Origin of the sequence: Streptomyces sp. NPDC005266 (assembly GCF_040607655.1) — a bacterium.
In the GTDB taxonomy this organism is placed as follows: Bacteria; Actinomycetota; Actinomycetes; order Streptomycetales; family Streptomycetaceae; genus Streptomyces.
On sequence record NZ_JBEXHC010000011.1, the window covers coordinates 89,132 to 110,493 of the forward strand.

The window sequence follows — 21,362 nt, forward strand, 5'->3', positions numbered from 1 at the left end:
CACCCCCCACGCGCACAGCCCCAGCGCCGCCACCCGGGGGCCGGTGCGGGCCAGGGAGGGAAGGTGCACCGCGCTGCCAAGGCCGAAGAGCGCGGCGTCCCGTCGGATCAGGACGTCAGCAGGACGCCCGCGTACGAAACGCCCGCGATCACCCCCCACGCGCACAGCCCCAGCGCCGCCACCCGGGGGCCGGTGCGGGCCAGGGAGGGAAGGTGCACCGCGCTGCCAAGGCCGAAGAGCGCGGCGGCGAGGAGGAGCTCCTGGGCCGTCCCGGCGGCGTCGAGCGCGGCGATGGGCAGCATCCCCGTACTCCGCAGGGCGACCATCGCGAGGAAGCCGGCGATGAAGAGGGGCACGAGCGGAGGCCGTTTGCCCTCGCGTCCCCTTCCCCTCGCGCCCGCGCGCGCCTTCGCTCCGGCCCGCGCCTTCGCTCCCGCCCGCGCCTTCGCGCCCGCCCGCGCCTTCGCTCCCGCCCGCGCCCGCGCCGACACCGCGAGCGCCGCGACCAGCGGGGCGAGCAGCGCCACCCGCATGAGCTTGACCAGCACCGCCTCCCCCAGCGCCGCGGGCCCGGCGGTCTGCGCGGTCGCCACGACCTGGCCCACGTCATGCACGCTCGCGCCCGCCCACCGGCCGAACTGCGCGTCACTGAGCCCCAAGGGGTGGTGCAGCAGCGGCAGTACGGCGATGGCGAGCGTGCCGCACAGCGTCACCAGCGCGACCGAGGTGGCCACATCCCGTTCCTCGCTGTCCGACACCTCGCTCACCGCGCCGATCGCGGACGCCCCGCAGATGGCGTAGCCGGTGGCGATCAGTAGCGGCTGATCGCCGCGCAGCCCCATCCGGCGGCCGAGCCACCAGGTGCCGCCGAAGGTGGCAGCGACGACGCAGACCACCATCGCCACCGTGGCCCAGCCGAGGCCCAGCACATCGTCCACGCTGAGTTTCAGCCCCAGCAGTACGATGCCGAGCCGCATCAGCCGCTTCCCGGCGAGCGTGAGCCCGGCGCGGCAGCCGCCCCGTACAGACCCGCGTACACCGGGCAGATGCGCGGCGGCGATGCCCAGGACCACGGCGGCGGTGAGCATCGGCACGGCGGGGACGAGCCAGTGGACGCCCCAGGCGATCGCGACCCCGCCCGCGGCGAGCCCCAGTCCGTACGCGGGGGCGGGCACCTTGGGGGCGGCGGGCGGCGCGTGCCCGGCCACCGCGCCCGCGCGGGCCGATGCCCGCGCCCCGGTCAGCGCCATGCCGTCACCGCGCCCGCGCCGGCCCGGTACGGGCGGGGTTCCCGGGGCCCTCGGGGGCCGTTCACCGCTCGTCCGACGTGGGGAGCTCGTACACCCGCCGCACGCTGCTGCCCAGGCGGGCGATGTCCGCCCCGTAGACATGGATCGAGATCGCCGTGGACCCGCAGGCGTTCCACACCCTGTGGATATCTCCGGGCGGCGCGAAACCGCACACCGAGCCCCGCGGATTGACCACGTCCTCCACCGCGACCAGCCGCGAGGTGAGGCCGTCGGGGACGAGCCGGTAGCGGCGCTCGTGCTCCTCGCCCTCATGGACGCCGGTCACACACCAGGACACATGGTCATGGACGGCCGTGCGCTGACCGGGCAGCCACACCAGCGCGACCACCGAGAAACTGCCGTCGGGCTCGGCGTGCAGGATGTGCTGGCGGTAGCGGTCGGGGGCGCTCTCCCGCTGGGCGGGATTCAGCAGATCGGCCGTACCGAGGAAGGGCGCGAGCCGCTCGCCGACCAGATAGGCGGTCACATCGGGCGGCAGGCCCCGGCCGACGGCCTCGCGTACGCCGTCGACGAACGCGGCGAGGCGCGCCGTGACGGGGGATGCGGTGGTGCCGGTCGGAGTGGTCATGGGGGCAGCGTCCTGCCGCCCGGTCCATCACGTCCAAGGACAGTTCTTTGACCTGACCCCAAATAGCGCTTATGGACGGGCGGTGCTCAGCACCCCACCCGATTCCCGGCCACCGTCTTGAGCTCCTCCAGGACCCGCGCCGTGGCCGGGATCGCCAGATGCTCGCGGAGGACGTACGCCGAGACATGGCGGCGCGAGGCGGGCTCCAGGGCGCGCCCGGTCACCTTGTGATGGCACAGGAAGGAGAGCACCAGACCCGGCATCATCGCGACCCCGAGCCCCGCCGCGACCATGCTCTGCACCACCAGATTGTCGTCCGTGGTGAAGGCGATGTCCGGGGCGAAGCCCTGCTCGGCGCATTCGTGCAGAAAATTGGCGCGGCACCGCAGACACCCCGCTATCCAGCGCTCCTCGCTCAGCTCCGCCAGCTTGACCGCCCGCCGCCTGGCCAGCGGATGCCCGGTCGGCAGCAGCACCGTCAGCTGGTCCTCCAGCAGCGGTATCCCGATCAGCTCGGCGGGAGTCTCCTCGCGCAGCCCGGGATAGGTGAAGGCGAGGGTGATGTCGCATTCACCGCGCACCACCCGCCCCAGCGACTCCGGCGGCTCGCCCTCCAGCAGCTCCACCCGCAGCCCCGGATGGCCGGCGGCCAGCCGGGCCATGGCCTCGGGGATGAGCGTGGCGTTGGCACTGGGGAAGGCGCAGATCCGCACCCGGCCCGAGCGCAGCCGGGTGATGGCGTTCATCTGCTGCTGGGCGGCGGAGATGCTGCCGAGGATGGTGTCGGCGTGCCGGGCGAGGGTCTCCCCGGCCTCGGTGAGCCGCATACCGCGCCCGACCCGGATGAACAGCGGGCTGCCGACGGCCCGTTCGAGCGCCCTCATCTGCTGGGTGATCGCAGGTTGCGTATAGCCGAGGGCACGGGCGGCGGCCGAGTAGGAACCGGCGCGCACCACCTCGTGGAACGTCCTGACGTGCCGGGAATCGAACACCCTCGCATGATAGGCGGACGGACGCGGAACCATAAGCGGGATTTGGGGGACCGCAATCGCACCCCTCCCACCGCTTTTGAGTCACCCACCACACCCGGTGCACCACGTCACACGGTCGGACGCGGAATCCTGGGGCAAGCTGACTGCATGCCGCACTACACCTCGTACGACGGGACCGAGCTCGCCTACCGAGTGCTGGAGGCCCGCGACGGCTCCGCACGGCCGCCGCTGATCGCCCTGGCCGGCGGCCCGGGGCGGGACGCCGCGTACCTGGGCGACCTCGGCGGGCTCGACGCCCATCACACCCTCGTCATCCCCCACAGCCGCGGCACCGGGGACTCCCCGCCGGCTGCCGACCCGAGCGGCTACGCGTTTCCGGGGCTCGCCGAGGACCTGGAGGCCCTGCGCCGCCATCTGGGCCTCCAGCGGTTCGCGCTGCTCGCCCATGACGCGGCGGCGGCGACCGCCCAGGCGTACGCGGCCGCCCACCCCGAGCGGCTGAGCCGGCTGATCCTGGTCTGTCCGGGCGCACGGCTCCAGGGCGAACTGCCCGAGGACGCCCGCGAGATCTTCGAGGCCCGCGCCGACGAGCCCTGGTGGGAGGAGGCGTACGTCGCGGTGCAGCTGCTCCCGGACACCACCGATCTCGGCGAGGTGCGCCGGCTGCTGCTGCAGGCCGCCCCCATGGCGTACGGCCGCTGGGATGAACCCCAGCGCGCCCATGCGCAGAGCGAGGGCGAGCAGCTGGGCCCGGTGCCCCGGGCCGGCTTCTGGCAGGGCGTGGACGAGGCGGGCCGCCGCGCGGTGCTGGCGCGACTGCGCGAGGTGCCGTGCCCGGTGCTGGTGGTGACGGGCGACCGGGACGCGGTGACCGGGATGCGGGCCGGGGAGCTGGTCGCGGGTTCCTTCCCGGAGGGTCGGGTACAGCCGCTGCACGGGGTGGGCCACTACCCATGGGTCGACGAGCCGGATCTCTTCCGGCCGGTCATCGAGGACTTCCTGGCCCACCGTCCCAGCCGACCATGAACGCCGTGTGTCAGTCATATGGCAGCCCCTGCCGCGCCATTGATGCCACACCATCCCCGTCCTATCGTCTGAGCACAGGCACGACATTGGCCGTGTGCCCGAGTGGTTGAGGGACTCGCCTGCAAAGCGGGTTACGCGGGTTCGATTCCCGCCACGGCCTCTGGCGTCCGACCAGCGAAAACAGAAGGCGGCACCCCGGAGGGGTGCCGCCCTTTTGATCCTCCGTCTCAGTTCCCGTCTCAGTTGCTCCCCGGCACTCCGCCTGACGACCGTTCAGCAGCTCCAGCGATGAGCGAGATGGAGGGGGCAGCACGATCTCTGAAAGCAGCGGCCGTCACGCGCCAAGGCGTCCATAATCGCGCCATGGACGCAGGGCTAGCAGGGCTCATCGGGGCCGCAATCGGCGGCGTCTTAGGGGTCGGCGGTGCAGTGGCCGCCGCAGCAGTCACGGGCCGAGGCCAGCTTCGCGCCAACCTCGGCCAGATGCAGCGGACGGCGCGGAGGGCTGTTTACCTTCCAGCGCTCGCCGAATATACAGACGCCATGAAAACAATCGACCGAATATTGCGGAGTTGCGATGCTGGTCAGCGGCCTTGAGCAACCGCTGTACCTCTTGGACGCTGTAGGGCTCCACCTCGTACTCCCCCGTCTTCGGGGCCTTGGCCAACTGAACGGGGTTCTTGCCGAGATGCCCTCGCCGTACGGCCTCATTGAGGGCGGTGCGGAAGGTGCGATGCACCTGGTGTGCGGTCCCCGGCTTGCTGCCGTTGGCCTGCATGTTCGCGTAGAACACCTCGATGTGCTCGGGCTTGAGTCTGTCGAGACGGTGGGCCCCCAGGCCGGGGATCAGGTACTTCCGCACGGCGACGGCGCCGTCCAAGGGATGGAAGCCCGTGACGGCAATGGCCGGCGAGTAGCCGATGTCATGCAGCACGGCGGCGGCCTTCAACAGTTCCGCGTCGTCCCCCAGGATCGGGCTCAGGGAGCGAGCGCGTTTGGCGACCCCGAGCGAGTGCGCCCACCGGCGCGGCAGCGGTTCGGACAGCAACGATTCAGAGAGCCTGTACGCCCACTCAGTCAGTCCCATGGCTGCCAAGACTACGGCTGGGCAGTGGGAGTCGGGAGAGCGCGCACGGTTCGCCCCTTGCCATGGACCGCGACAAGCAGACAGTTCCCCTCCATCTGGGCGAGAACACGACGCACGGCGGTCCGGGACGCACCGAACCGCTCACACAGCTTCGCTTCGGACGGGTAGGCGTCCCCTACCGAGAGGGAGTCCTCTTTGATCAGGTCCGTCATACGCTGCGCGAGCGACCGCCGGTCGCCTCCCCGGACCACTCGCCACCCGATCCCGGGAGCGGACTCGACAACCCCGTCAGCTTCGAGAACCTTGAGCGCCCGACGGATCGTGTTCCGCGAGACACCGTGCGAGTTCATCAGGTCGGCCTCTGACGGCAAGGTGCCGCTGCCGGACTCCGCCTGAATCTGCGTTTCGCAGCGTCTCTGCAATGACCAGGTAGGTTCCGCGCGGACTGGCCTCCGGCACTCTGGCTCCTCTCGCATCACTCCATCGTTCGATGTAAGGATCCCACGGAGCGCACCGAACATGCGGAGGCACTCTCCGTGGCGGATACGCCGTACCCGCCAGCGAGCAACCGCGCCAAGAATCCCCCGACTGGTGGGCATCTCGGACGGGTAGCACGCCCAAGAACCCTCCTCGTTCGTACCACACTGCAGTGACAGTCACCATGGAGCTGAGCCCGGTCGTGGGCGCCTCTGTCAGTCAGATGACGCACGTAGAGTTTGCATCATGCTTTCAACTTCTCTTGCTACGTTTTGCGTGGGTCGCCCGGCGTCCTCATTTCGGGGAGCCGAAAAGGCCGACTGATGCGCTGCATCGAATTCATCCAAGCGCTGCAATACCGTGTCGTATTCACTCATATCGAATGGCGCGGTCGAGCCGGTGACTTTGTAATGCTCGATGACTTCCTTCATCTCCGACCCAGGGGTATTGGGATCGCGATAAGTCTGCGCCCAATCTTCGAACGCCGCTTCAGCATAGTCGTCGCGCACCGAATCCAGTAGCCGCATAGCCTGCGAAACCTCGATTCCGGGGTCGTAATGGTAAATGGAGCGCAGAAAATCTTCCGCCTCTTCGATCAGGTTCCAGTCGCTTAGATCACCCATAATCCATTCGGCAGCCCAAGAAATGCAATCAAAGAGGACTTCCCCACCTCTCGGCGTTTTGTCTTGAGCCAGGGTCTGCAAGAGTGCGTGGAGATCAGTCGAATCAGACGCGTTCAGTACGGTGTTTTCGTCGGACGCCGATTCAAGAGCCAGCTGTCGGATGATCTCTGAGTCGAGCTCCCGACTCATCTCCAGGCACAGCCAAGCGCGACGCACATAGTTACTTCCGCGGTTAGAATTTCGCAGATTGACAGGATCTGCGTGAAAAACACTGACCACAACCTCTTCGAGCCTATCGCGGCGTTTCCTGTACGCCTCAACCATAGGGCCCCCGCCGGGGGCAGGGAATGTAAGCCAAAGAGCCTCTAGCTGCTCAAACCTTTTCACGAGCGATATCAGCGAGGTCACTTCACTCATGCCCGATTGCACATATTTTACAAGGTAGTCCCGAACGGATGGGTTGTGGAAGCTAATATGCACCTTCCCATACTGCTCCGCACTTTTCAGCATCGTCCCATCAAGAACACCCAGCGCCTTACGCAAGTCCCTCAAGGACTCACCGCACTCCTCCCAGAGCTCTTGCAGATCCTCTAGACGGATGCTCGACATGAAGGAAAGGACAAGTTTAAGTAGCTTCACGTCGGTCTCACCGAGCTGATTCTTTACAATGTGATCCCAAATTCGGTGCGGATCTTCCAAGTTGGCAATCAGGTCGTCAACCAGCGATTCACGGTGACCTGACAGCAACCCGGAATCCGCGAGAGTGACAGCCACAATCCGCGGGTTGAAGTTACGGTGCTGGATGATTCGTCGATAGACTTGGGGATCAGCGAAGGACTCCTTGACACCCTGGGGCAGTGGCGCCCTATAAACGTGATTATAGAGAATCGAAGCCCTGGCTTTATATGTGTAGTCTTCGAGGTCAATGACGCACGTATGCACGTCGAACGGATGCCTATCAAGTCGCTCGTACCGCTGCCTAGCCTGAGCAAGGATGTATTCACGGGTCGTAAGAACGAACCGCTTGTTCGGGCTGCCTGAAACGCGCTTCATCAGCGACAGAAGCCGACTGTCCTCGTTCTTTCCGAGCTTCTCATCAAGTGTCGTCTGCCCGAGAAAGTCGTCGTAGTAGAAGACTTGACTCACCTCATCATTCCATAGGTGATTGGCTTCGTCGGCATCCTCCGAGATCTCTACAAGTTCATACCCCGTGGCCATGTAGTGAGCACTCAGGACCTGGCCGAGAGTCGTCTTCCCAATACCGGGAATTCCGGCAATTACGCACACGTGCCTGCTCTCTAGAACTTCTAGGGCTCTTGCATAGCTAGGATTAGCGGCGTAGGTCCGAAGCGTGCCTTCGAACTCTCGCGCCAACTCCTGGGATCGTGTGACGACGTTCTTGACTAGCAGCGCATTGAGGACGGATGCGCTCGTAAGCCAGAGACGCAGATGCCTGCGAACGATCTGATCGTACTTCCGCAGGAGCGCGTCTATCTCTTCCTTCCCATAGATGTCATTAGGGGTTTTGACATAGGGCTTCAGTGCTTCAAATAGCTTATCTTTAGCGCCTTTAGTGAGCGAAACAGATGTCGCCAGGATGTATCGCTGCGGCTTTAGCTTTGCGACCTTCGCCGCTTCCACATTCTGGATGTGCTCGATCAGTTTTGCCCGCCCAGACCTGTGCCAATGCTTGCACTGCACGATAAGCGACTCTCCGGCCGGGCGGAGGTGACGCAAGTCGACCCCTCCATCTGCGCCGGCGGAGAAAATCTCAAGCCGCAGACCAAGTTCTTCTTCGAGTAGGTCCTTACACACGGCTTCGAAGTCGAAGTCTGTCAGTCGACTCAGGTCGAACGTTTCCATGTCCCTCCCCGTCCCTCCCCTGTTGGCACCAGCTCCAGTATCGGGCTGTGAGCGGCAACTCGCCCAGCGATCGGGAGACTTGTCCTCAGTGCGGTGTCGACTGTCTCGGTGTGGGGCAGCGGTTCGCGTGGCGGCCCCATGGGGCGAACGGTCTGCGTATGCAACCGGGCGAGGAGTTCGTCAGTAACCGCGTCCCGTCTCAGTTGCCGTCTCGTTCGCCTCCGTGCGGGACCGTCCGCAGCCGTTCCGACGGCCCTGCCAATCACTGCGTCCGCACTGGGTTGAACGTCGGTGACCATCTCTGGACCATGCCCTGGCCAGTACCGACAAACCTGCAAAGCGGGTTACGCGGGTTCGATTCCCGCCACGGCCTCCACCTGCCTGACCAGGCACAACGACAGGGCGGCACCCTCCAGGCGGTGCCGCCCTGTCGTTCGTCGTCTCAGTTCCTCAACGCCCGCCCATGTAACCGTCCAAACGCCCCACGGACTCGGTCTCTGATCGCCAGGATGTATGGCGACACTGCGGGGGCGTGCGCAAGGAGGCACAAGGGCGTGAGGCATGCTTCCGCGTCGCCCCTGGCGCAAGCGGCAACCTTCCCAGGGCTGGCCAATGCAGGAGAGAGATGAAGCAAGACTCGCAGGCTGCGAAGCGTACCCATGTCGCTCCACCAACCGGGGAGCCATTGACGGCAGCTGAAGAGTAATCAGGTGTGCATAGCTAGGCGAGCTATGACCCCGACGAGGTCACTCCCCACTCGTTCTGTCACACGTGGGCGCATGACCTACTGGACGCGGGCGTGAGCGGGGAGAACGTCATGGCCATCCGGGGATGGTCCAGCGCAGTCATGCTCCGCAGGTACGGGGCCGACATGGCCTCACGCCGAGCAGTGGACGCAGTGCACAGGCTGGGTGACCGGTACTGACCTGCGGCTAAGCAAGAGCCGGCGAGCACAGCCGAGGGCTGGTGTGGGACGTTCCATCCACCACACCAGCCCTCTACTCGTCGCCCTTCACGAAGGACCCCATGCCCGGCGTGGTCACGAGCAGCCCTTCCGCGCGGAGAGCGGCCACAGCCTTCCGGGCCGTCATCTTGGCTACGCCCCACTCGCCCATGATCCGCGACTCACTGATCAGGGTGTCGGGCGGATAGGTGCCGTCCTGGATGCGCTGCCTGATGGCGTCGGCGATCTGCTGCCACCTCGGCCGTTTCGGATCCCACTGCGGCTCTCCCATACCTGCACGCTACGTACGCGTACGCGGGCAGACATGTGCAGGCGGGTCTATAGGCAGGCATAGACAGGCATGAAGCGCGGTAGCTAATGTGACGCGGACAACAGCACAGATAGACCCCCGCGACCGGTGCAAGCGGTCCGGGGGCGTGGCCCGCACTGCGAAGGAGTGCAGACGTGCGAACTCTACTGGCCCTCGTTCTCTCATGGCTCTTGCCGTCCACTGGCAAGCGACGAGGCACCCCGCCCGCTCAGGACGCGACAGACACGACTGCCGCGGACGCGCCGACGCGGCGACTGATCATCGCTCCCCTGCCCGCCCCCTTCTCCGTACCGCGGCCCGGGGACGCCCATGACTTCCGCGTGATCGTGGCCGATGAGTTGCCCCTGGTGCGGCCGTACGTCATCGCTCACGAGCGCGAGCGGGAGAGGCAGCGACAGAGGGACCGGCGAACTGCTCTCGCCCTGGCAACCCTCGGCATCGACTTCCACGGGGTGACGGCATGACCGACCCGAGGCGGTACCCGGACGAACCTCTGATCCTGCCCCTGGACGGCTGGCTGTACGAGGCCCACCCCGTCAAGGGCTGCCCGGTCTGCGCTCAAGCGGAGACCGCACTGAACGCAGCCAAGCGAGCCGGGAACGCGTCGGCCCGCTTCGAGGCAGCGAGGACCATTCGAGCGCACCGGGACGGCCACCGCTGATGGCGACCATCGCCGAGGCTCGCGCAGCCACGCGACCGGTTCACTCGAAGCCACGCGCCGGACGCACGGGCGGGGAGGAGCCCTGGTCCCTGTGGAAGTGGGGAGACCTGTGCGGGACGTGCAACGGCACCAGCCTGATCTGGTGCCCGGACTGCGGCGGCTTCGCTGGGTGTGGGACGTGTCGGCAGACGTTCAAGGTCCTGTGCCCCGAGTGCGCTGGCGGCGAGCTAGAGCCGTGGAGGCCGTAACGACGTAGACCACCCACCACTAGAGAGCCCCGTCTCAGCAACACGGGACGGGGCTTTCATCTGGCTCAGGCCACGAACGGCACGGAGGAGTCCTTGCTGCCGTCGTCCGAATCGCTGCCGCACGCGGTGACCAGGCTCGCCAGCACGGCGACGGTCGACATGATCAGGCACGCTCTACGCATCAGGTTCCCGCCCCTTCTGCCGGGCCCTCCCTGGCCCAGCCGGGCAATTCAAGCACTCCGCCACCCGAACTATCCGGGAACGGGAACTCGCCGACCGAGGAAGCCCGTTGCCCCGGCAAGGTTGCTGCTGGAGCCCGGCTTCCAGTCAGCCGTCCTATCCGACCAAGTGGCACGGACCGTCCAACGTCACCGGCCCGAGTCGTCGAAATCGGCTGGGCCCACCCGCCTGTCGGACATGGAGCCTCAGCAGGAGCTCAACGCTCGTCTTGCCGCACTGATGCGGTTCTGCGCGTCAACGCCGTACACGGCGGACTCCCGGAGCGTCCTCCAGGTCCGCAGATACGTGTCGACACTCGCCTCGTCGTCGATCCACAACTCCGCGTGCCAGTTCTCAACGATCACCTGACGGTCGTCGTAGATCCAGAAGGCGGTCGCCGGGGGGATCTTGAGCGAGGCGGACAGCGGGATGATCCCCAGCTCTACCGTGTCCAGGCCGACGGCTCCTGCGAGTCGGTCGAGCTGGGCCGCGAGCACCGAGGGCGGACAGATCAGGGCGTGAAGAGCGGCCTCCCACAGGATGAGGTGGAAACGCTGCGAGGAGTCGTACAGCGCCTCTTGCCGTTTCATGCGGGACCGGACTGCTTCCTCGGTGTCGCGTGGCGATCGCTGCAGCTCCGCGTACCTCGTGAAGATCGACCGGGCGTAGTCCGGAGTCTGGAGAATCCCGAAGATCATGGAGGACTCCCAGCCACGGAATACGGAGGCGTCGGCGTGAGCGCTCAGGTGGGTGTCCTGGACTGGCTTGTGCCCGGCGGCCAGCTGTCGCCGCCATGACCGGATGTGGGACTCGAAGCCACGGAGGCGGGCCAGCAGCTCGTCGTACGCCTCGGGCTGGCCGGTTGCCTCCGCCCACTTGCGCAGGTCATCGGGTGTTGGAGTCTGCCTGCCGTTCTCCAGCCTGCTGACCTTGGACTTGTTCCACCCGTATTGCTCGGCGAGTTCCGTACCGGTGAGCCGGCACCCAGGGGCGGAGAGCCGGAGTTCGCGTAGCCGTACCCCGAGCGCTTCTCGTGCCTGCTGATAGTCCGTGCTCACCGGTTCGCACCTGCTCTCAGTCCTCCTTCGCGGTCAGCTGCGCCGCGAACTGCTCGTACGGGACGGCGTGATGCATCGCCGCGTCACGCGCCATGGCATACCCCAGGACTGCCGCAGGCTCCGTGATCAGTTCGACGTTGACCAGGTTGTCGGCGTCATCGAAGTTGAGGAGCGCGACCAGCCGGGAGTCGAAGATCCAGAAGTCTTCGTCGGGCAGGCTGAGCCGGTCGGCATTCTCTCGCCACAGGTTGTGGATCTTCTCGCCGACGGCGCTGTTGCGGCGCGCGTTGTCGAGCAGATAGAGCTGGTCCGTCGTCGGCGGGTCGTCGACGATGCGGACACGCTCGAACCGTTTGCCGAGCCCGGTCTGCTCGCGGCGCTCGGCACACCACTGGGCGTCGACACCTTCCCAGTTGACGGGCTCGCCACGGGTGAACTGCGCGTACGTATCCGTGAGCTCGTCGGACGCGTACCGGCGGCGGGTTTCCAGGCGCCACGCCGTGTGCTCGAACTGCGTGAAGAGCCGGTCGAACTCATCCAGCCCGATGATGTTCGGCACGCGAGTGACCTCCTTGGGGGCGAAGTCGACGAGCAGTTCCCGTGGCACCACGATCGGCACCTCCCCCTCGTTCAGGTGCCGAAGCTGGGCGACGTCGTCAGGGTCGGTGAGGGCCGGGCCGTGCACGATGACCTCGCCCGTGTCGAGGTCTTCGTGAATGGACGGGCACCCGTTGACGCCGCTGCCCGTGCCGTTGAAACGCAGTCGTCGGGTCATGATCACGTCCTTCCACTGGGGACTGATCTCCCAAGCTTTCCCGAGGTCGGCGTCTTCTGGTGGGGGTCTCGTCGACCCACATCAGCAACCTTGCGCAACGTCGCCGGGTAGTCAAGCAACTTCGCGCAACTTCCATGGCGGGCATCAACTCCACCTCTCTAGCGTCCTGTTCATGCCTACGACGGAACTGCGGGACGTCGACCCGCACGCGACAGTGGAGTCTCTGAGGGCGGCGCTCACCGAGGCCGGGTTCGTCTTCCCCTCCCTCGGCGTCGACTTCGCGAACCCCGATCTGAAACTCGTCGAGCTGGGGCGCGTCCGCGCCGACGGAGCCGAACGACTGGCAGAAGTACTTCGGCGAGGGGGCCGTGAGTGATGGCAACGCGGGAAGAAGACGGCACCCTGGTCGTCGACACGAAGACGGACAAGATCGGCTACGTGATGCTGGCCCCTACGTCCAGCTCCGACCCCCCGGCGGCGGACGCGAGTGGGACGCGGACCCCGACGCCATCCGGCAGGCCACGGACACCGACGTGCTGCGCGCCCGTGTGACCGAGATGAACCGGGCGGAGCGCCTAACTGCGATTAGCCTGTCCACCGCCGCGAAGAGATCGTCTCGTGCGGCATCGACAGAGGACAGACCAAGCCCGATGAAGACAGTAGCCGGGAGGTCAGACCGGCTAGGACTTCGAGACGAACGATCCCTGACCGAGCACCGTGTAGAGCCTGCCCTCTTCCCTGAGAGCCGCTACGGCCTTCTGAACAGTTGAGGGTGCCACGTCCAGCTCGGTAGCAAGGTTGACCACGGCAGGAAACCTCTCGCCTGCCGGGTACTGCCCAGCGTCCAGGCGGCGGCGTAGCTCGGCAGCGACCTGAGGCCATACCGGCTTGCTGCGGTCAAGATCCATACGCCGAGGATGCGTGAGTACGCGCATTCACGCGACCGCGTATACGCGTATACGCGTACCTCAGCTTACGAAAGGCCCCCGCGACCGGACGAACGGTCCGGGGGTATGGCCACCAGCTATGAGGAGCTGATGACAGTGAGCCAGCCTAGCCATGTACGGCTGTTGCCCTGGAAGGGGCCAGAAGGGAAGACAGCGCACCTGATCACGGACGGCACTCCCACACCGCTGTCTCTGCTGGCGGACAGGATCGAGAGCCAGCAGATCGAGACAGCAGCCGTGATCGTGGAGTTGGCGCGGCCGATGGTCGGAGGGGAAGCCAAGCTCACGGCAGATGAGTTGCGCTGGATCGCTGGCCGGCTGATCGAGAGCCTGACGGATGTACTGAACATCGCTGAGAGCCGGGGACAAAGGATTCCCGACTATGCGGATCCGGAGGAGTAGCCCAAGCCCTCACAGAGCCCCTGGACGCCCTGTCTGGGGGCTCTGTCATGCCCAACCGCAGATATTCCAACTCAGGGTCCAACGAGGTTGCTGGGCATCCTTGGCGCAGTTCTGTGCCCGGGTTGAGCCAGTCGCCTGCCATGTTCTGAACCGCTTGACCAAGGGGGCGAGCCTGGTCGGACTCGGTACTAGTTCCGGGCTGCGTGAGCAGACTGCAAAGCGGGTTACGCGGGTTCGATTCCCGCCACGGCCTCCCGTAGCGAACAGCCCCCTCAGTCGGCGACCGACTGAGGGGGCTGTTCCGATCAGGGCCCGCTTGCCGACCGGGTCCGGACCCTTGTCCGGGCATCGGGCCGCGACGGATACTTCGCTGCGCGCCGAACCCTTGGTGATCTACCGTCGGCCGTATGAGCATCGGCACCGCATCCCCGGAGGAAGAGCCAGCGTGACGCCATGGGAGATGCTCGCCGTCTTCGCGGCGGGCACCGGGGCCGGCGCGATCAACACCGTCGTCGGCTCCGGGACTCTGATCACCTTTCCCGTTCTGCTCGCCACCGGTCTGCCGCCCGTCACCGCCGTGGTCTCCAACGCGCTCGGCCTGATCCCCGGCTCCATCAGCGGAGCCATCGGATACCGCAGGGAACTCGCCGGCCAGGCCCGGCGCATCCTGAAGCTGTGCGTCGGCGCCCTTCTCGGCGGTCTCACGGGCGCCACGCTGCTGCTGGCCCTGCCCAGCTCGGCATTCGAGAGGATCGTCCCGGTCCTGGTGGGCCTCGCCCTCGTCCTGGTCGTGTTCCAGCCGCGGATCAGCGGGGCGGTGCGGCGCCGACGGGAATCAGCCGACCGTCCCGCCCGTCGTGACGGTGGCCCGCCGCTCCTCATCGGGCTGACGCTCGCCAGCGTCTACGGCGGCTACTTCGCCGCCGCCCAGGGCATCATCTACGTGTCGCTGATGGGCACGCTGCTCGATGAGCCGCTGCAGCGCCTCAACGCCGCCAAGAACGTCCTGGTCGCCGTAGTCAACGCCGTCGCAGCGCTGTTCTTCCTCTTCGTCGCGGACTTCGACTGGACGGCCGTCGCCCTCATCGCGCTCGGCTCCGCCCTGGGCGGGCAGATAGGGGCCGCGGTGGGCCGCCGCTTCAGCCCCGCCGTCCTGCGGACCCTCATCGTGGCGGTCGGCACGGTCGCCATCGTCCAGTTGGTGATCCACTGACCACGGCCCGTGCGGCCGGATTTCGTCGATCGGTCGTCGGCCGTCACAATTCAGCCAGGCGACCCTCCCCGTTCTCCTGCCACGGATACGCAGGGGCGGGTGGCGCCTCGGATGGATGAAGGAGATGAGCTCCCAGCGAGGAGGCACGTAGTTGGAAGGAAGGCTGGCCATGACGGTGGACGCGCGTGACGAGGTCGAGAAGTTCATCCTGGGCGATCGGTTCGCCTGCCTGGCGGGGCGCTCCGCTTGGCGCCGGGGTGGCATCACCTATCGGCACTATGACTTGATGGGGAGCGAGGACTCCGCCCGGCTGATGGCACTCGATCTCGCCGATTTCGTGGCGACGGCGGATTGGAGCGCCCGGACGTTCACCAGCTTCATCGCGACCTTCGAGCAACCTCGTGGGGTGGATGAGCTGCGGTTCGAGGAGTTGCTCTGGGATCAGCTGCAGCTGCTCCACGAGCAGGACGCGCGGTCCTATCACTGGGCCGAGGGCTACTCGTCGGATCCCCGGTCCAGGGAGTTCGCGTTCAGCGTGGCCGGTCATCCGTTCTTTGTGATCGGGCTGCACGAGACCCACCGCCGCTGGGGCCGCCGGCCTCCCTTCCCGATGCTGGCCTTCAACTCCCACCGGCAGTTCGACAGCATCAAGGGCGCCGGAATGTGGGACCGGCTGACGGAAAAGATACGGAAGCAGGACATCCAGCTCCAAGGGGACATCAACCCCAATCTGATGGAGTACGAGGAGCTTTCCGAGGCCCGCCGCTACTCGGGCCGTCCCAAGCCCGCCGACTGGCAGTGCCCCTTCGCCGCCCGCGAAGCCGAGCGCGAGCCCGCCCTGATCGCACCGTCTCCCGCCTAGGGATCCGCTTCACCGCTCGCCTCGGGGCCCGGCAGCCACCGTGCTGCCGGGCCCCGGCACGGCGGGCGGCTACTTCAGAAGCCACTTTCCGGCCAGCCGCATGACCTCCGCACGGTTGCGCGCCGGAGCGGCGCGGCGACGGCCTCGTCGCGCCGGGTCGGCGACCTCGCGCTCCCAGGTGCCGTGATGCACATCGGCTGGGTCCCGGACCGCTCCGGCGGCTACCGCGGCCAGATGGCCGTCCTGGTGAAGCCGAACGGGCCGATCGGCTCCCTCTATATGGCGGCCATCAAGCCCTTCCGGTACGTGGGGGTGTACCCGGCGCTGATGCGGGCGATCGGACGCCGGTGGCAGGAGGGATCGGACCCGCGCCGGCCGGCCAACCCCTAGGTCCGGTTGACGACCGCCGCCTGGGGGCGGATCGGGAGGCGGTTGACCGGGCGGCCCGTCGCCGCCCGGACGGCCGCCGCCACCGCCGCCGGGGAGGTGACGACCGGGATCGCGCTGGCCGCCTTGGCGCCGAAGGGGGCGACCACGTCGCGCTCCTCGACGAGCTTGACGATGCGGATGTCGGGGACGTCCAGGGCGGTCGGCAGGGCATAGCCGGTGAGGTCGGGGTGGCGGACCACGCCGCGGGAGGTGCGCAGGTTCTCGGTGAGGGCCGCGCCGATGCCCTGGGTGACGCCCGCCTCGATACGGGTGCGCAGCTGAGCCGGGTTGAGCACCCGGCCGACATCCTGGGCGACCGTCATGTCGACGACCCGCACTGCGCCGATCTCGATGTCGACGTCCACGACGGCGCGCACGGCGCAGAAGGCGAGCCCGACGAAGGCGTCGCCCTGGCCGGTCTCGTCCAGCGGTTCGGTGGGGTGGGGGCGGCACTGGGCGGTGGCCCAGAGCTCCTTGCCCTCCAGGGCCTCCTCGACGGTCGTGCTGAGCACGCCGTCGTAGGAGGTGATCTTGCCGTCGGCGATGGTCAGCAGCTCGGTGGACATGCCGAAGGTATGGGCCAGCGGCTGCAGCAGCTGGGTGCGGACCATCTTGGCGGCGCGCTCGACCGCCCCGCCCGACACCCACGTGTGGCGGCCGCGCGAGGCCGGCCCGGCGGGGGGCTGGTCGGTGTCGACCGGGGCGACGTGGACCTCCTCGATGCCGAGGACGTCCTGGACGATCTGGCGGGCCAGGGTGGTGAAGCCCTGGCCGGTCTCGACGGCCGCGCAGATGATGGTGGCGACCGGGCCGGTGACCTTGACGGTGGCGGTGGAGACCTCGTCGGCCCCCTCGGCGCCGAGCATATGGACCATGCCGAGCGCGTAGCCGACCCCGCGCCGCACCGCGGACGGCTCCCCCGCGCCCTCGGGGCCACCGGGCAGCAGCCACTCCTCCTCGGGGTCGTCCTTGGGGAGGGCGGGCAGCGGCGCGTCCCGGACGGCACGCAGCAGTTCGTGGACCGGGGCCGGGCAGGTGACGGTCTGTCCCGTGGGGAGCAGATCGCCGGTGGTCAGGGCGTTGCGCAGCCGGAGTTCGACGGGATCGACGCCGAGCTTGGCCGCGAGCTTGTCCATCTGACCCTCGTACGCGGCGCACACCTGCATCGCGCCCTCACCGCGGACATGGCCGGAGGGCGGGTTGTTGGTGCGCACGGCCCAGCCCTCGATGAAGGCGTGCGGGACGACGTAGGGGCCGCAGGCGAAGGAGACGGCGGCGGCGAGCGCGTCGGCGGAGGAGTCGGCGTAGGCGCCCGCGTCCAGCAGGATCTGCGCCTCGACCTTCACCAGCGTGCCCTGGGCGTCCGCGTGGTGGCGGTAGCGCAACAGGGTGGGGTGGCGGTGGGCGTGGCCGAGGAAGGATTCCTCGCGGGTGGCGGCGAGCTTGACGGGGTGGCCGGTGCGCAAGGCGAGCAGGCCGAGCGGCAGCTGCATGCCCGGGTCCTCGCGCTCGCCCATGGCGCCCGGCACGCCGGTGACGACGACCTTGACCCGCTCCGGCTCCAGGCCGAAGCAGGCGGCGGCGAGGTCGCGGTCGGTGTGCGGGTCGGTGGAGGCCGTATAGATCTCCACGCCGCCGTCGGGGCGCGGTACGGCGAGGCCCGCCTCGGCGCCGATGGGCGCGGGGTCCTGGCGGCCGATGCGGTACAGGCCCTCCACGACGACGTCGCCGACCACGTCCGGGTCGCCGAAGCGCAGCGGGATGTGGCGGACGAGATTGCCGTCGGGGTGCAGCGGTTCGGCGGAGAACGCCTGCTCGGGGTCGGTGACCGGCTCCAGCACCTCGTACTCGACGGCGATGGCGGCGGCGGCCAGCCGGGCCGTGTCGGGGTGGTCGGCGGCGACGGCGGCGATCGGCTCGCCGTGGTGGCGCACCAGGTCCTTGGCGAAGACGGGGCGGTCCGCGACCCAGCGGCCGTGGGAGGTGTCGCCGGGGACGTCCTCGTGCGTCACCACGGCCCGCACCCCCGGCATTTCGGCCGCCGCTCCCGTGTCGATGGAGACGATACGGGCGTGCGGATGCGGCGACCGCAGGACGGCGGCCCACAGCAGGCCCTCGGCCCACAGGTCGGCCGCGTACGGGAAGGTGCCCGATGCCTTGGCCGCCGCGTCGGTGGGCGGCAGCGAGACGCCGAGCCCTGTCTGCGGCGCGGGCGGTACGGGGGTGCCGGCGGCGGGGGTGGCGGTGACGGCGCCGGCGCCGTCCGCGATTCCGGTCATGCCGATGCCCTTCCAGTGCCGCTTCCGTTGACGCTCCCCCGGCCGGTGGTGCCCTGGGCCCCGTACGGGCCGGCCTGGTGCGGAATACGGGCCGGGTCCTGATGGTCCCCGTGCTCCCCGGACTCCTCCGCGGCCGCTTGCGCCGCCTCTTCGGCGGCCCGGCGGTTTTCGACGACGTCGCGGACGGCGTCGAGCACCCCGCGGTATCCGGAGCAGCGGCACAGATTGCCGCAGATCGCCTGGCGGGTCTCCTGGGGGGTGGGGGCGTGATTGCCCTCCAGCAGGTCGTGCACGGTCATCGCGAGTCCGGGCACGCAGAAGCCGCACTGCACCGCGCCGCATTCGGCGAGCGCGCGCTGGACGTCGGAGGGCTGCCCGTCCACGGCGAGGCCCTCGACCGTACGGACCTCGCAGCCCGCGGCGGTGGCGGCGGGCACCAGGCAGGAGGCGACGAGCCGCCCGTCGACCTGGACGGAGCAGGCGCCGCACTCGCCCTGCGAGCAGCCGTCCTTGGCCCCGGCGAGGCCGAGGCGCTCCCGCAGGACGTACAGCAGGGACTCGCCGATCCATACCTCGGTGACGGGGCGGTCGGCCCCGTTGACGCGCAGCACATAGGAGGCGAGCGGGTGCTCGCTGTGGCTCTCGCCCGGCTGCGCCGCGCCGTCCGCCGCCCCGGCTCCGTCGGGAACGGAGTCGGGAAGGGGCTCAGCGGGGGCGTCAGCGGCCTCGGGCGCCTCCGCCGGGGCCTCGGCGGGGGCGGACGCCTCAGGGGCCTCAGCGGCCCCTGTGAACTCCTCCTCGTCCGCGATCCGTTCATGGTCGGCTGCCGACTCGGGGGTCTCGTCCGGGCCGTCACCGGCATCGGCGGCGGGCGCGTCGGCGGGGCCCGCGCCGTCGTCGGGGCCGGAGTGCGGGGCATGCCCATGGACGTCGCCGGGGAACTCGCCGTGCCAGCCCGCCTCCTGCGGCAGGCCGTCCTGCGCCGGACGGTCCTGCGGCAGCCCGGGCGCGGGGCTGCCGTGCGGCGGGGTGTGCAGGCCCGTGTGCTGACCCTCCACCGAAATCTCACCCGAGTCCCCGGGCGCGGGCCAGCCCGGGGCGCCGCCCGGGGCCGGTGTGTCGACGTCGGGCATCCGCAGCGGACGGCGGGCGGGGGCCGGCGCGGAGGCGGCCGGCGGCGCGACCGGGCCCGGGTGGCCCTCGACCGCGTACTCGCCGGAGTCCTCCACGCCCTCGTCGGCGGCCGGGATCGACCACTGGCCGGTGTGGCCAGGCTGCTCCTGCCGCCGCGCCTGGTCGGCGAAGGGCATGCGCAACTGGGCGGTCGTCTGCGGGTCCTGCCGGTCGTCGGGGGGGCCGGCCTGGCCGCCGTACGGCGGTGCCGCGGGGCCGGGGTGGTCGTCCACCCGGTACTCGCCGGTCTCGTCCACGCCCTCGTCGCCCGCGACCGGGATGGTCCACTGGCTGGTGTGCACGGGAACGCCGCCGGCCGTGGGCGACGCGGGCAGCGGCCAGTCGTCGACCGGTCCCTCGGTGGCCTGGGCCGGCCAGTGGCCGGTATGGGGCGGATGGCCGGTGTGGGGCTGGTCCTCGGCGGGCGCCGGCCACTGCCCGGCACCCTGCGGAACGTCGTGGGGCTCGCCGTGCGGATCCTGATGGCCACCGTAGCCGTAGCCGCCGGAGCCTTCCGGATCGGCCGCCGGCATGTTCCAGTGCCCGGTCGTGGCCGGGTCCTGGGGGGCCGGCTGCCAGTGGCCGCCCTGGGACGGCGCCCCGGGCGCGCCGTGCGCCTCGGACGTGCCGTGTGCCCCGGGCGCGCCGTGCGCCCCGGGCGCGCCGTGCGCCTCGGACGTGCCGTGCGCGCCGGTCATCGGCGGCGGGGTGTAGCCCGTGCCGGGCGCCGCGAGCGGATCCCAGCCGCCGGACGCACCGGCCTGGTCCAGGTACGCCTGGTAGTCGGGCGGCAGTTGGACGAACGCCGTCGACTCCGCGTCGTACTCCGGGCCGTGCGGCATCGGCTGCCACCCGCTCCCGGGCTCCGGCCGGTGCGGCTGCTGTTCTTCACTCACGCGAGCGCCCTCCCCAGTGCTCGGCGGGCCAGGGCTGCCACCGTACGCCTCAGATGGAGCGCGGCGGGCGGCAGGGTGACCTGCTCGGTGCCGTCCTCGCCGGGCGGCGGGTCGGGGATGCACGCGGCGGCGACGTACTCGCCGAAGGCGGTGGTGACCTGCGGATCCAGATGGCCGCGGTCGCCGTCCCAGTCGATGAGCGAGGCGACCCAGCGCTCGGCCTCCAGGGGCCGCAGCGGCATCGGCGCGACCGCGCCGACCGCGCAGCGCACCCCGCGCCGCGCCGGGTCGAGGACGATGGCGACGGACGCGGTGGCCCGGCCGGGGCCGGTGCGTCCGGTGGCCTTGAGGAAGGTCTGCGGGGCGTGCAGCAGCGGAACCCGGACGAATCCGACGAGTTCGCCGGGACGCAGCATCTCGACGCCGGCGAGCAGATGGCTGACCGGGATCTCACGGCGCGAGCCCTCGGGCCCGGCGATGACGAGCGTCGCCTCCAGCGCGGCGAGCACGGGCAGCGCGTCGCCGGTGGGGGCGGCGCTGACGATGTTGCCGCCGAGGGTGCCGGCGTTGCGGATCTGCGGCGGTCCGGCGGCCCGCGCGGCCAAGGCCAGGGCCGGGATCAGCGCGGCGAAGTCGGGGCGGCCCATCCGGGCGTGGGTGAGCCCGGCGCCGAGCAGGGCGTGTCCGTCGAGGTACCGCCAGCCGCGGATCTCGCTGATCCGGCCGAGGCCGACGAGCGCGGCGGGCCGCAGCAGGCCGGAGTTGACCGCGGCCATCAGATCGGTGCCGCCCGCGACGGGCACGGCGGCAGGCATGGCGGCCAGCGCCGCCACGGCCTCATCGAGCGAGCCCGGCAGCGTCACCGTGTGCGCCGCCTGCGGTGCGTGCGTGGTCAACCCAGCTGCCCCTTCCCCGGTGTCCCGGCTGTTGCGCCGTACGGTACGTGCTGACAGCCCGGACGTGGCAACTCTGGCACATCT

Annotated in this window: 19 protein-coding genes, 1 tRNA gene and 3 pseudogenes; 10 read left to right on the forward strand and 13 right to left on the reverse strand. The window is 69.1% G+C overall.

Annotated elements, in window-relative coordinates; translation table 11 throughout:
- Positions 1 to 107: 107 nt before the first annotated feature.
- From ABZU99_RS20980 to ABZU99_RS20990, 3 genes are all read right to left on the reverse strand, one after another.
- Positions 108 to 1,250, reverse strand: a complete 1,143-nt coding sequence (locus ABZU99_RS20980; RefSeq protein ID WP_356048715.1) for a putative sulfate exporter family transporter — start codon at positions 1,248 to 1,250, stop codon at positions 108 to 110.
- A 61-nt stretch (positions 1,251 to 1,311) separates the two neighbouring features.
- A complete protein-coding gene (locus ABZU99_RS20985) occupies positions 1,312 to 1,878 on the reverse strand; it encodes a cysteine dioxygenase family protein (protein WP_356048713.1) in 567 nt (188 codons plus the stop codon).
- Between the two features lie 86 nt (positions 1,879 to 1,964).
- Entirely contained in the window at positions 1,965 to 2,870 is a 906-nt protein-coding gene (locus tag ABZU99_RS20990; RefSeq protein ID WP_356048711.1) for a LysR family transcriptional regulator, read from the reverse strand.
- Positions 2,871 to 3,017: 147 nt separating this feature from the next.
- On the opposite strand from ABZU99_RS20990, the gene ABZU99_RS20995 reads away from it, so the two are divergent.
- Together ABZU99_RS20995 and ABZU99_RS21000 are read left to right on the forward strand one after the other, a co-directional pair.
- The gene (locus ABZU99_RS20995) at positions 3,018 to 3,896 is read left to right on the forward strand and encodes an alpha/beta hydrolase (RefSeq protein ID WP_356048709.1); all 879 of its coding nucleotides are present in this window, start codon (positions 3,018 to 3,020) and stop codon (positions 3,894 to 3,896) included.
- Positions 3,897 to 3,984: 88 nt separating this feature from the next.
- Positions 3,985 to 4,056: transfer RNA gene (locus tag ABZU99_RS21000), tRNA-Cys, on the forward strand.
- A 285-nt stretch (positions 4,057 to 4,341) separates the two neighbouring features.
- Here ABZU99_RS21000 and ABZU99_RS21005 read toward each other — a convergent pair.
- The 3 genes and pseudogenes from ABZU99_RS21005 to ABZU99_RS21015 all read right to left on the reverse strand — a co-directional run bounded on the left by ABZU99_RS21005 (position 4,342) and on the right by ABZU99_RS21015 (position 7,946).
- Entirely contained in the window at positions 4,342 to 4,983 is a 642-nt protein-coding gene (locus ABZU99_RS21005) for an HD domain-containing protein (protein WP_356048707.1), read from the reverse strand.
- 11 nt (positions 4,984 to 4,994) lie between these two features.
- Positions 4,995 to 5,442 (reverse strand): annotated as a pseudogene (locus ABZU99_RS21010) (GntR family transcriptional regulator).
- 233 nt (positions 5,443 to 5,675) lie between these two features.
- Positions 5,676 to 7,946: a restriction endonuclease gene (locus ABZU99_RS21015; RefSeq protein ID WP_356048705.1), complete on the reverse strand. Its 2,271-nt coding sequence runs from the start codon at positions 7,944 to 7,946 to the stop codon at positions 5,676 to 5,678.
- A gap of 751 nt (positions 7,947 to 8,697) precedes the next feature.
- Between ABZU99_RS21015 and ABZU99_RS21020 the strand changes: the two are divergent.
- A pseudogene (locus ABZU99_RS21020) lies at positions 8,698 to 8,871 on the forward strand (recombinase XerC); the annotation flags it as partial.
- Between the two features lie 73 nt (positions 8,872 to 8,944).
- On the opposite strand, the gene ABZU99_RS21025 reads toward ABZU99_RS21020, so the two are convergent.
- The gene (locus tag ABZU99_RS21025) at positions 8,945 to 9,181 is read right to left on the reverse strand and encodes a winged helix-turn-helix domain-containing protein (protein WP_356048703.1); all 237 of its coding nucleotides are present in this window, start codon (positions 9,179 to 9,181) and stop codon (positions 8,945 to 8,947) included.
- Between the two features lie 173 nt (positions 9,182 to 9,354).
- Here ABZU99_RS21025 and ABZU99_RS21030 point away from each other — a divergent pair, with 173 nt between their 5' ends.
- Positions 9,355 to 9,684 (forward strand): hypothetical protein, encoded by a 330-nt coding sequence (locus ABZU99_RS21030; protein ID WP_356048701.1) that lies wholly within the window; start codon positions 9,355 to 9,357, stop codon positions 9,682 to 9,684.
- Positions 9,681 to 9,881: a hypothetical protein gene (locus tag ABZU99_RS21035; protein ID WP_356048699.1), complete on the forward strand. Its 201-nt coding sequence runs from the start codon at positions 9,681 to 9,683 to the stop codon at positions 9,879 to 9,881. The genes ABZU99_RS21030 and ABZU99_RS21035 overlap by 4 nt, the downstream gene beginning before the upstream one ends.
- Before the next feature lie 673 nt (positions 9,882 to 10,554).
- On the opposite strand, the gene ABZU99_RS21040 is transcribed toward ABZU99_RS21035, so the two are convergent.
- Complete coding sequence (locus ABZU99_RS21040) at positions 10,555 to 11,406, reverse strand: helix-turn-helix transcriptional regulator (protein ID WP_356048697.1); 852 nt, start codon at positions 11,404 to 11,406, stop codon at positions 10,555 to 10,557.
- A 16-nt stretch (positions 11,407 to 11,422) separates the two neighbouring features.
- Positions 11,423 to 12,181: a DUF6879 family protein gene (locus tag ABZU99_RS21045; protein ID WP_355945089.1), complete on the reverse strand. Its 759-nt coding sequence runs from the start codon at positions 12,179 to 12,181 to the stop codon at positions 11,423 to 11,425.
- A gap of 172 nt (positions 12,182 to 12,353) precedes the next feature.
- On the opposite strand from ABZU99_RS21045, the gene ABZU99_RS21050 reads away from it, so the two are divergent.
- The gene (locus ABZU99_RS21050) at positions 12,354 to 12,557 is read left to right on the forward strand and encodes a hypothetical protein (RefSeq protein ID WP_355945091.1); all 204 of its coding nucleotides are present in this window, start codon (positions 12,354 to 12,356) and stop codon (positions 12,555 to 12,557) included.
- 304 nt (positions 12,558 to 12,861) lie between these two features.
- Here ABZU99_RS21050 and ABZU99_RS21055 read toward each other — a convergent pair whose 3' ends face one another.
- A complete protein-coding gene (locus ABZU99_RS21055) occupies positions 12,862 to 13,116 on the reverse strand; it encodes a GntR family transcriptional regulator (protein ID WP_356227935.1) in 255 nt (84 codons plus the stop codon).
- A 78-nt stretch (positions 13,117 to 13,194) separates the two neighbouring features.
- Here ABZU99_RS21055 and ABZU99_RS21060 point away from each other — a divergent pair, with 78 nt between their 5' ends.
- The 4 genes and pseudogenes from ABZU99_RS21060 to ABZU99_RS21075 all read left to right on the forward strand — a co-directional run.
- Complete coding sequence (locus tag ABZU99_RS21060) at positions 13,195 to 13,530, forward strand: hypothetical protein (protein WP_355945095.1); 336 nt, start codon at positions 13,195 to 13,197, stop codon at positions 13,528 to 13,530.
- A gap of 445 nt (positions 13,531 to 13,975) precedes the next feature.
- The gene (locus ABZU99_RS21065) at positions 13,976 to 14,743 is read left to right on the forward strand and encodes a sulfite exporter TauE/SafE family protein (RefSeq protein WP_355945098.1); all 768 of its coding nucleotides are present in this window, start codon (positions 13,976 to 13,978) and stop codon (positions 14,741 to 14,743) included.
- 169 nt (positions 14,744 to 14,912) lie between these two features.
- Positions 14,913 to 15,605, forward strand: a complete 693-nt coding sequence (gene gntA, locus ABZU99_RS21070) for a guanitoxin biosynthesis heme-dependent pre-guanitoxin N-hydroxylase GntA (RefSeq protein ID WP_355945101.1) — start codon at positions 14,913 to 14,915, stop codon at positions 15,603 to 15,605.
- Positions 15,606 to 15,785: 180 nt separating this feature from the next.
- Positions 15,786 to 15,995 (forward strand): annotated as a pseudogene (locus ABZU99_RS21075) (DUF2867 domain-containing protein); the annotation flags it as partial.
- Here ABZU99_RS21075 and ABZU99_RS21080 read toward each other — a convergent pair.
- From ABZU99_RS21080 to ABZU99_RS21090, 3 genes are read right to left on the reverse strand one after another with little or no spacing between them, the layout of a single operon-like run.
- Positions 15,992 to 18,313, reverse strand: a complete 2,322-nt coding sequence (locus ABZU99_RS21080) for a molybdopterin cofactor-binding domain-containing protein (protein WP_356048693.1) — start codon at positions 18,311 to 18,313, stop codon at positions 15,992 to 15,994. The pseudogene ABZU99_RS21075 and the gene ABZU99_RS21080 sit on opposite strands and share 4 nt — an antisense overlap.
- A complete protein-coding gene (locus tag ABZU99_RS21085; RefSeq protein ID WP_356048691.1) occupies positions 18,310 to 20,382 on the reverse strand; it encodes a 2Fe-2S iron-sulfur cluster-binding protein in 2,073 nt (690 codons plus the stop codon). The genes ABZU99_RS21080 and ABZU99_RS21085 overlap by 4 nt, the downstream gene beginning before the upstream one ends.
- A complete protein-coding gene (locus ABZU99_RS21090) occupies positions 20,379 to 21,278 on the reverse strand; it encodes an FAD binding domain-containing protein (protein ID WP_355945110.1) in 900 nt (299 codons plus the stop codon). Before ABZU99_RS21090 ends, ABZU99_RS21085 begins: the two co-directional genes overlap by 4 nt.
- Positions 21,279 to 21,362: the final 84 nt, after the last annotated feature.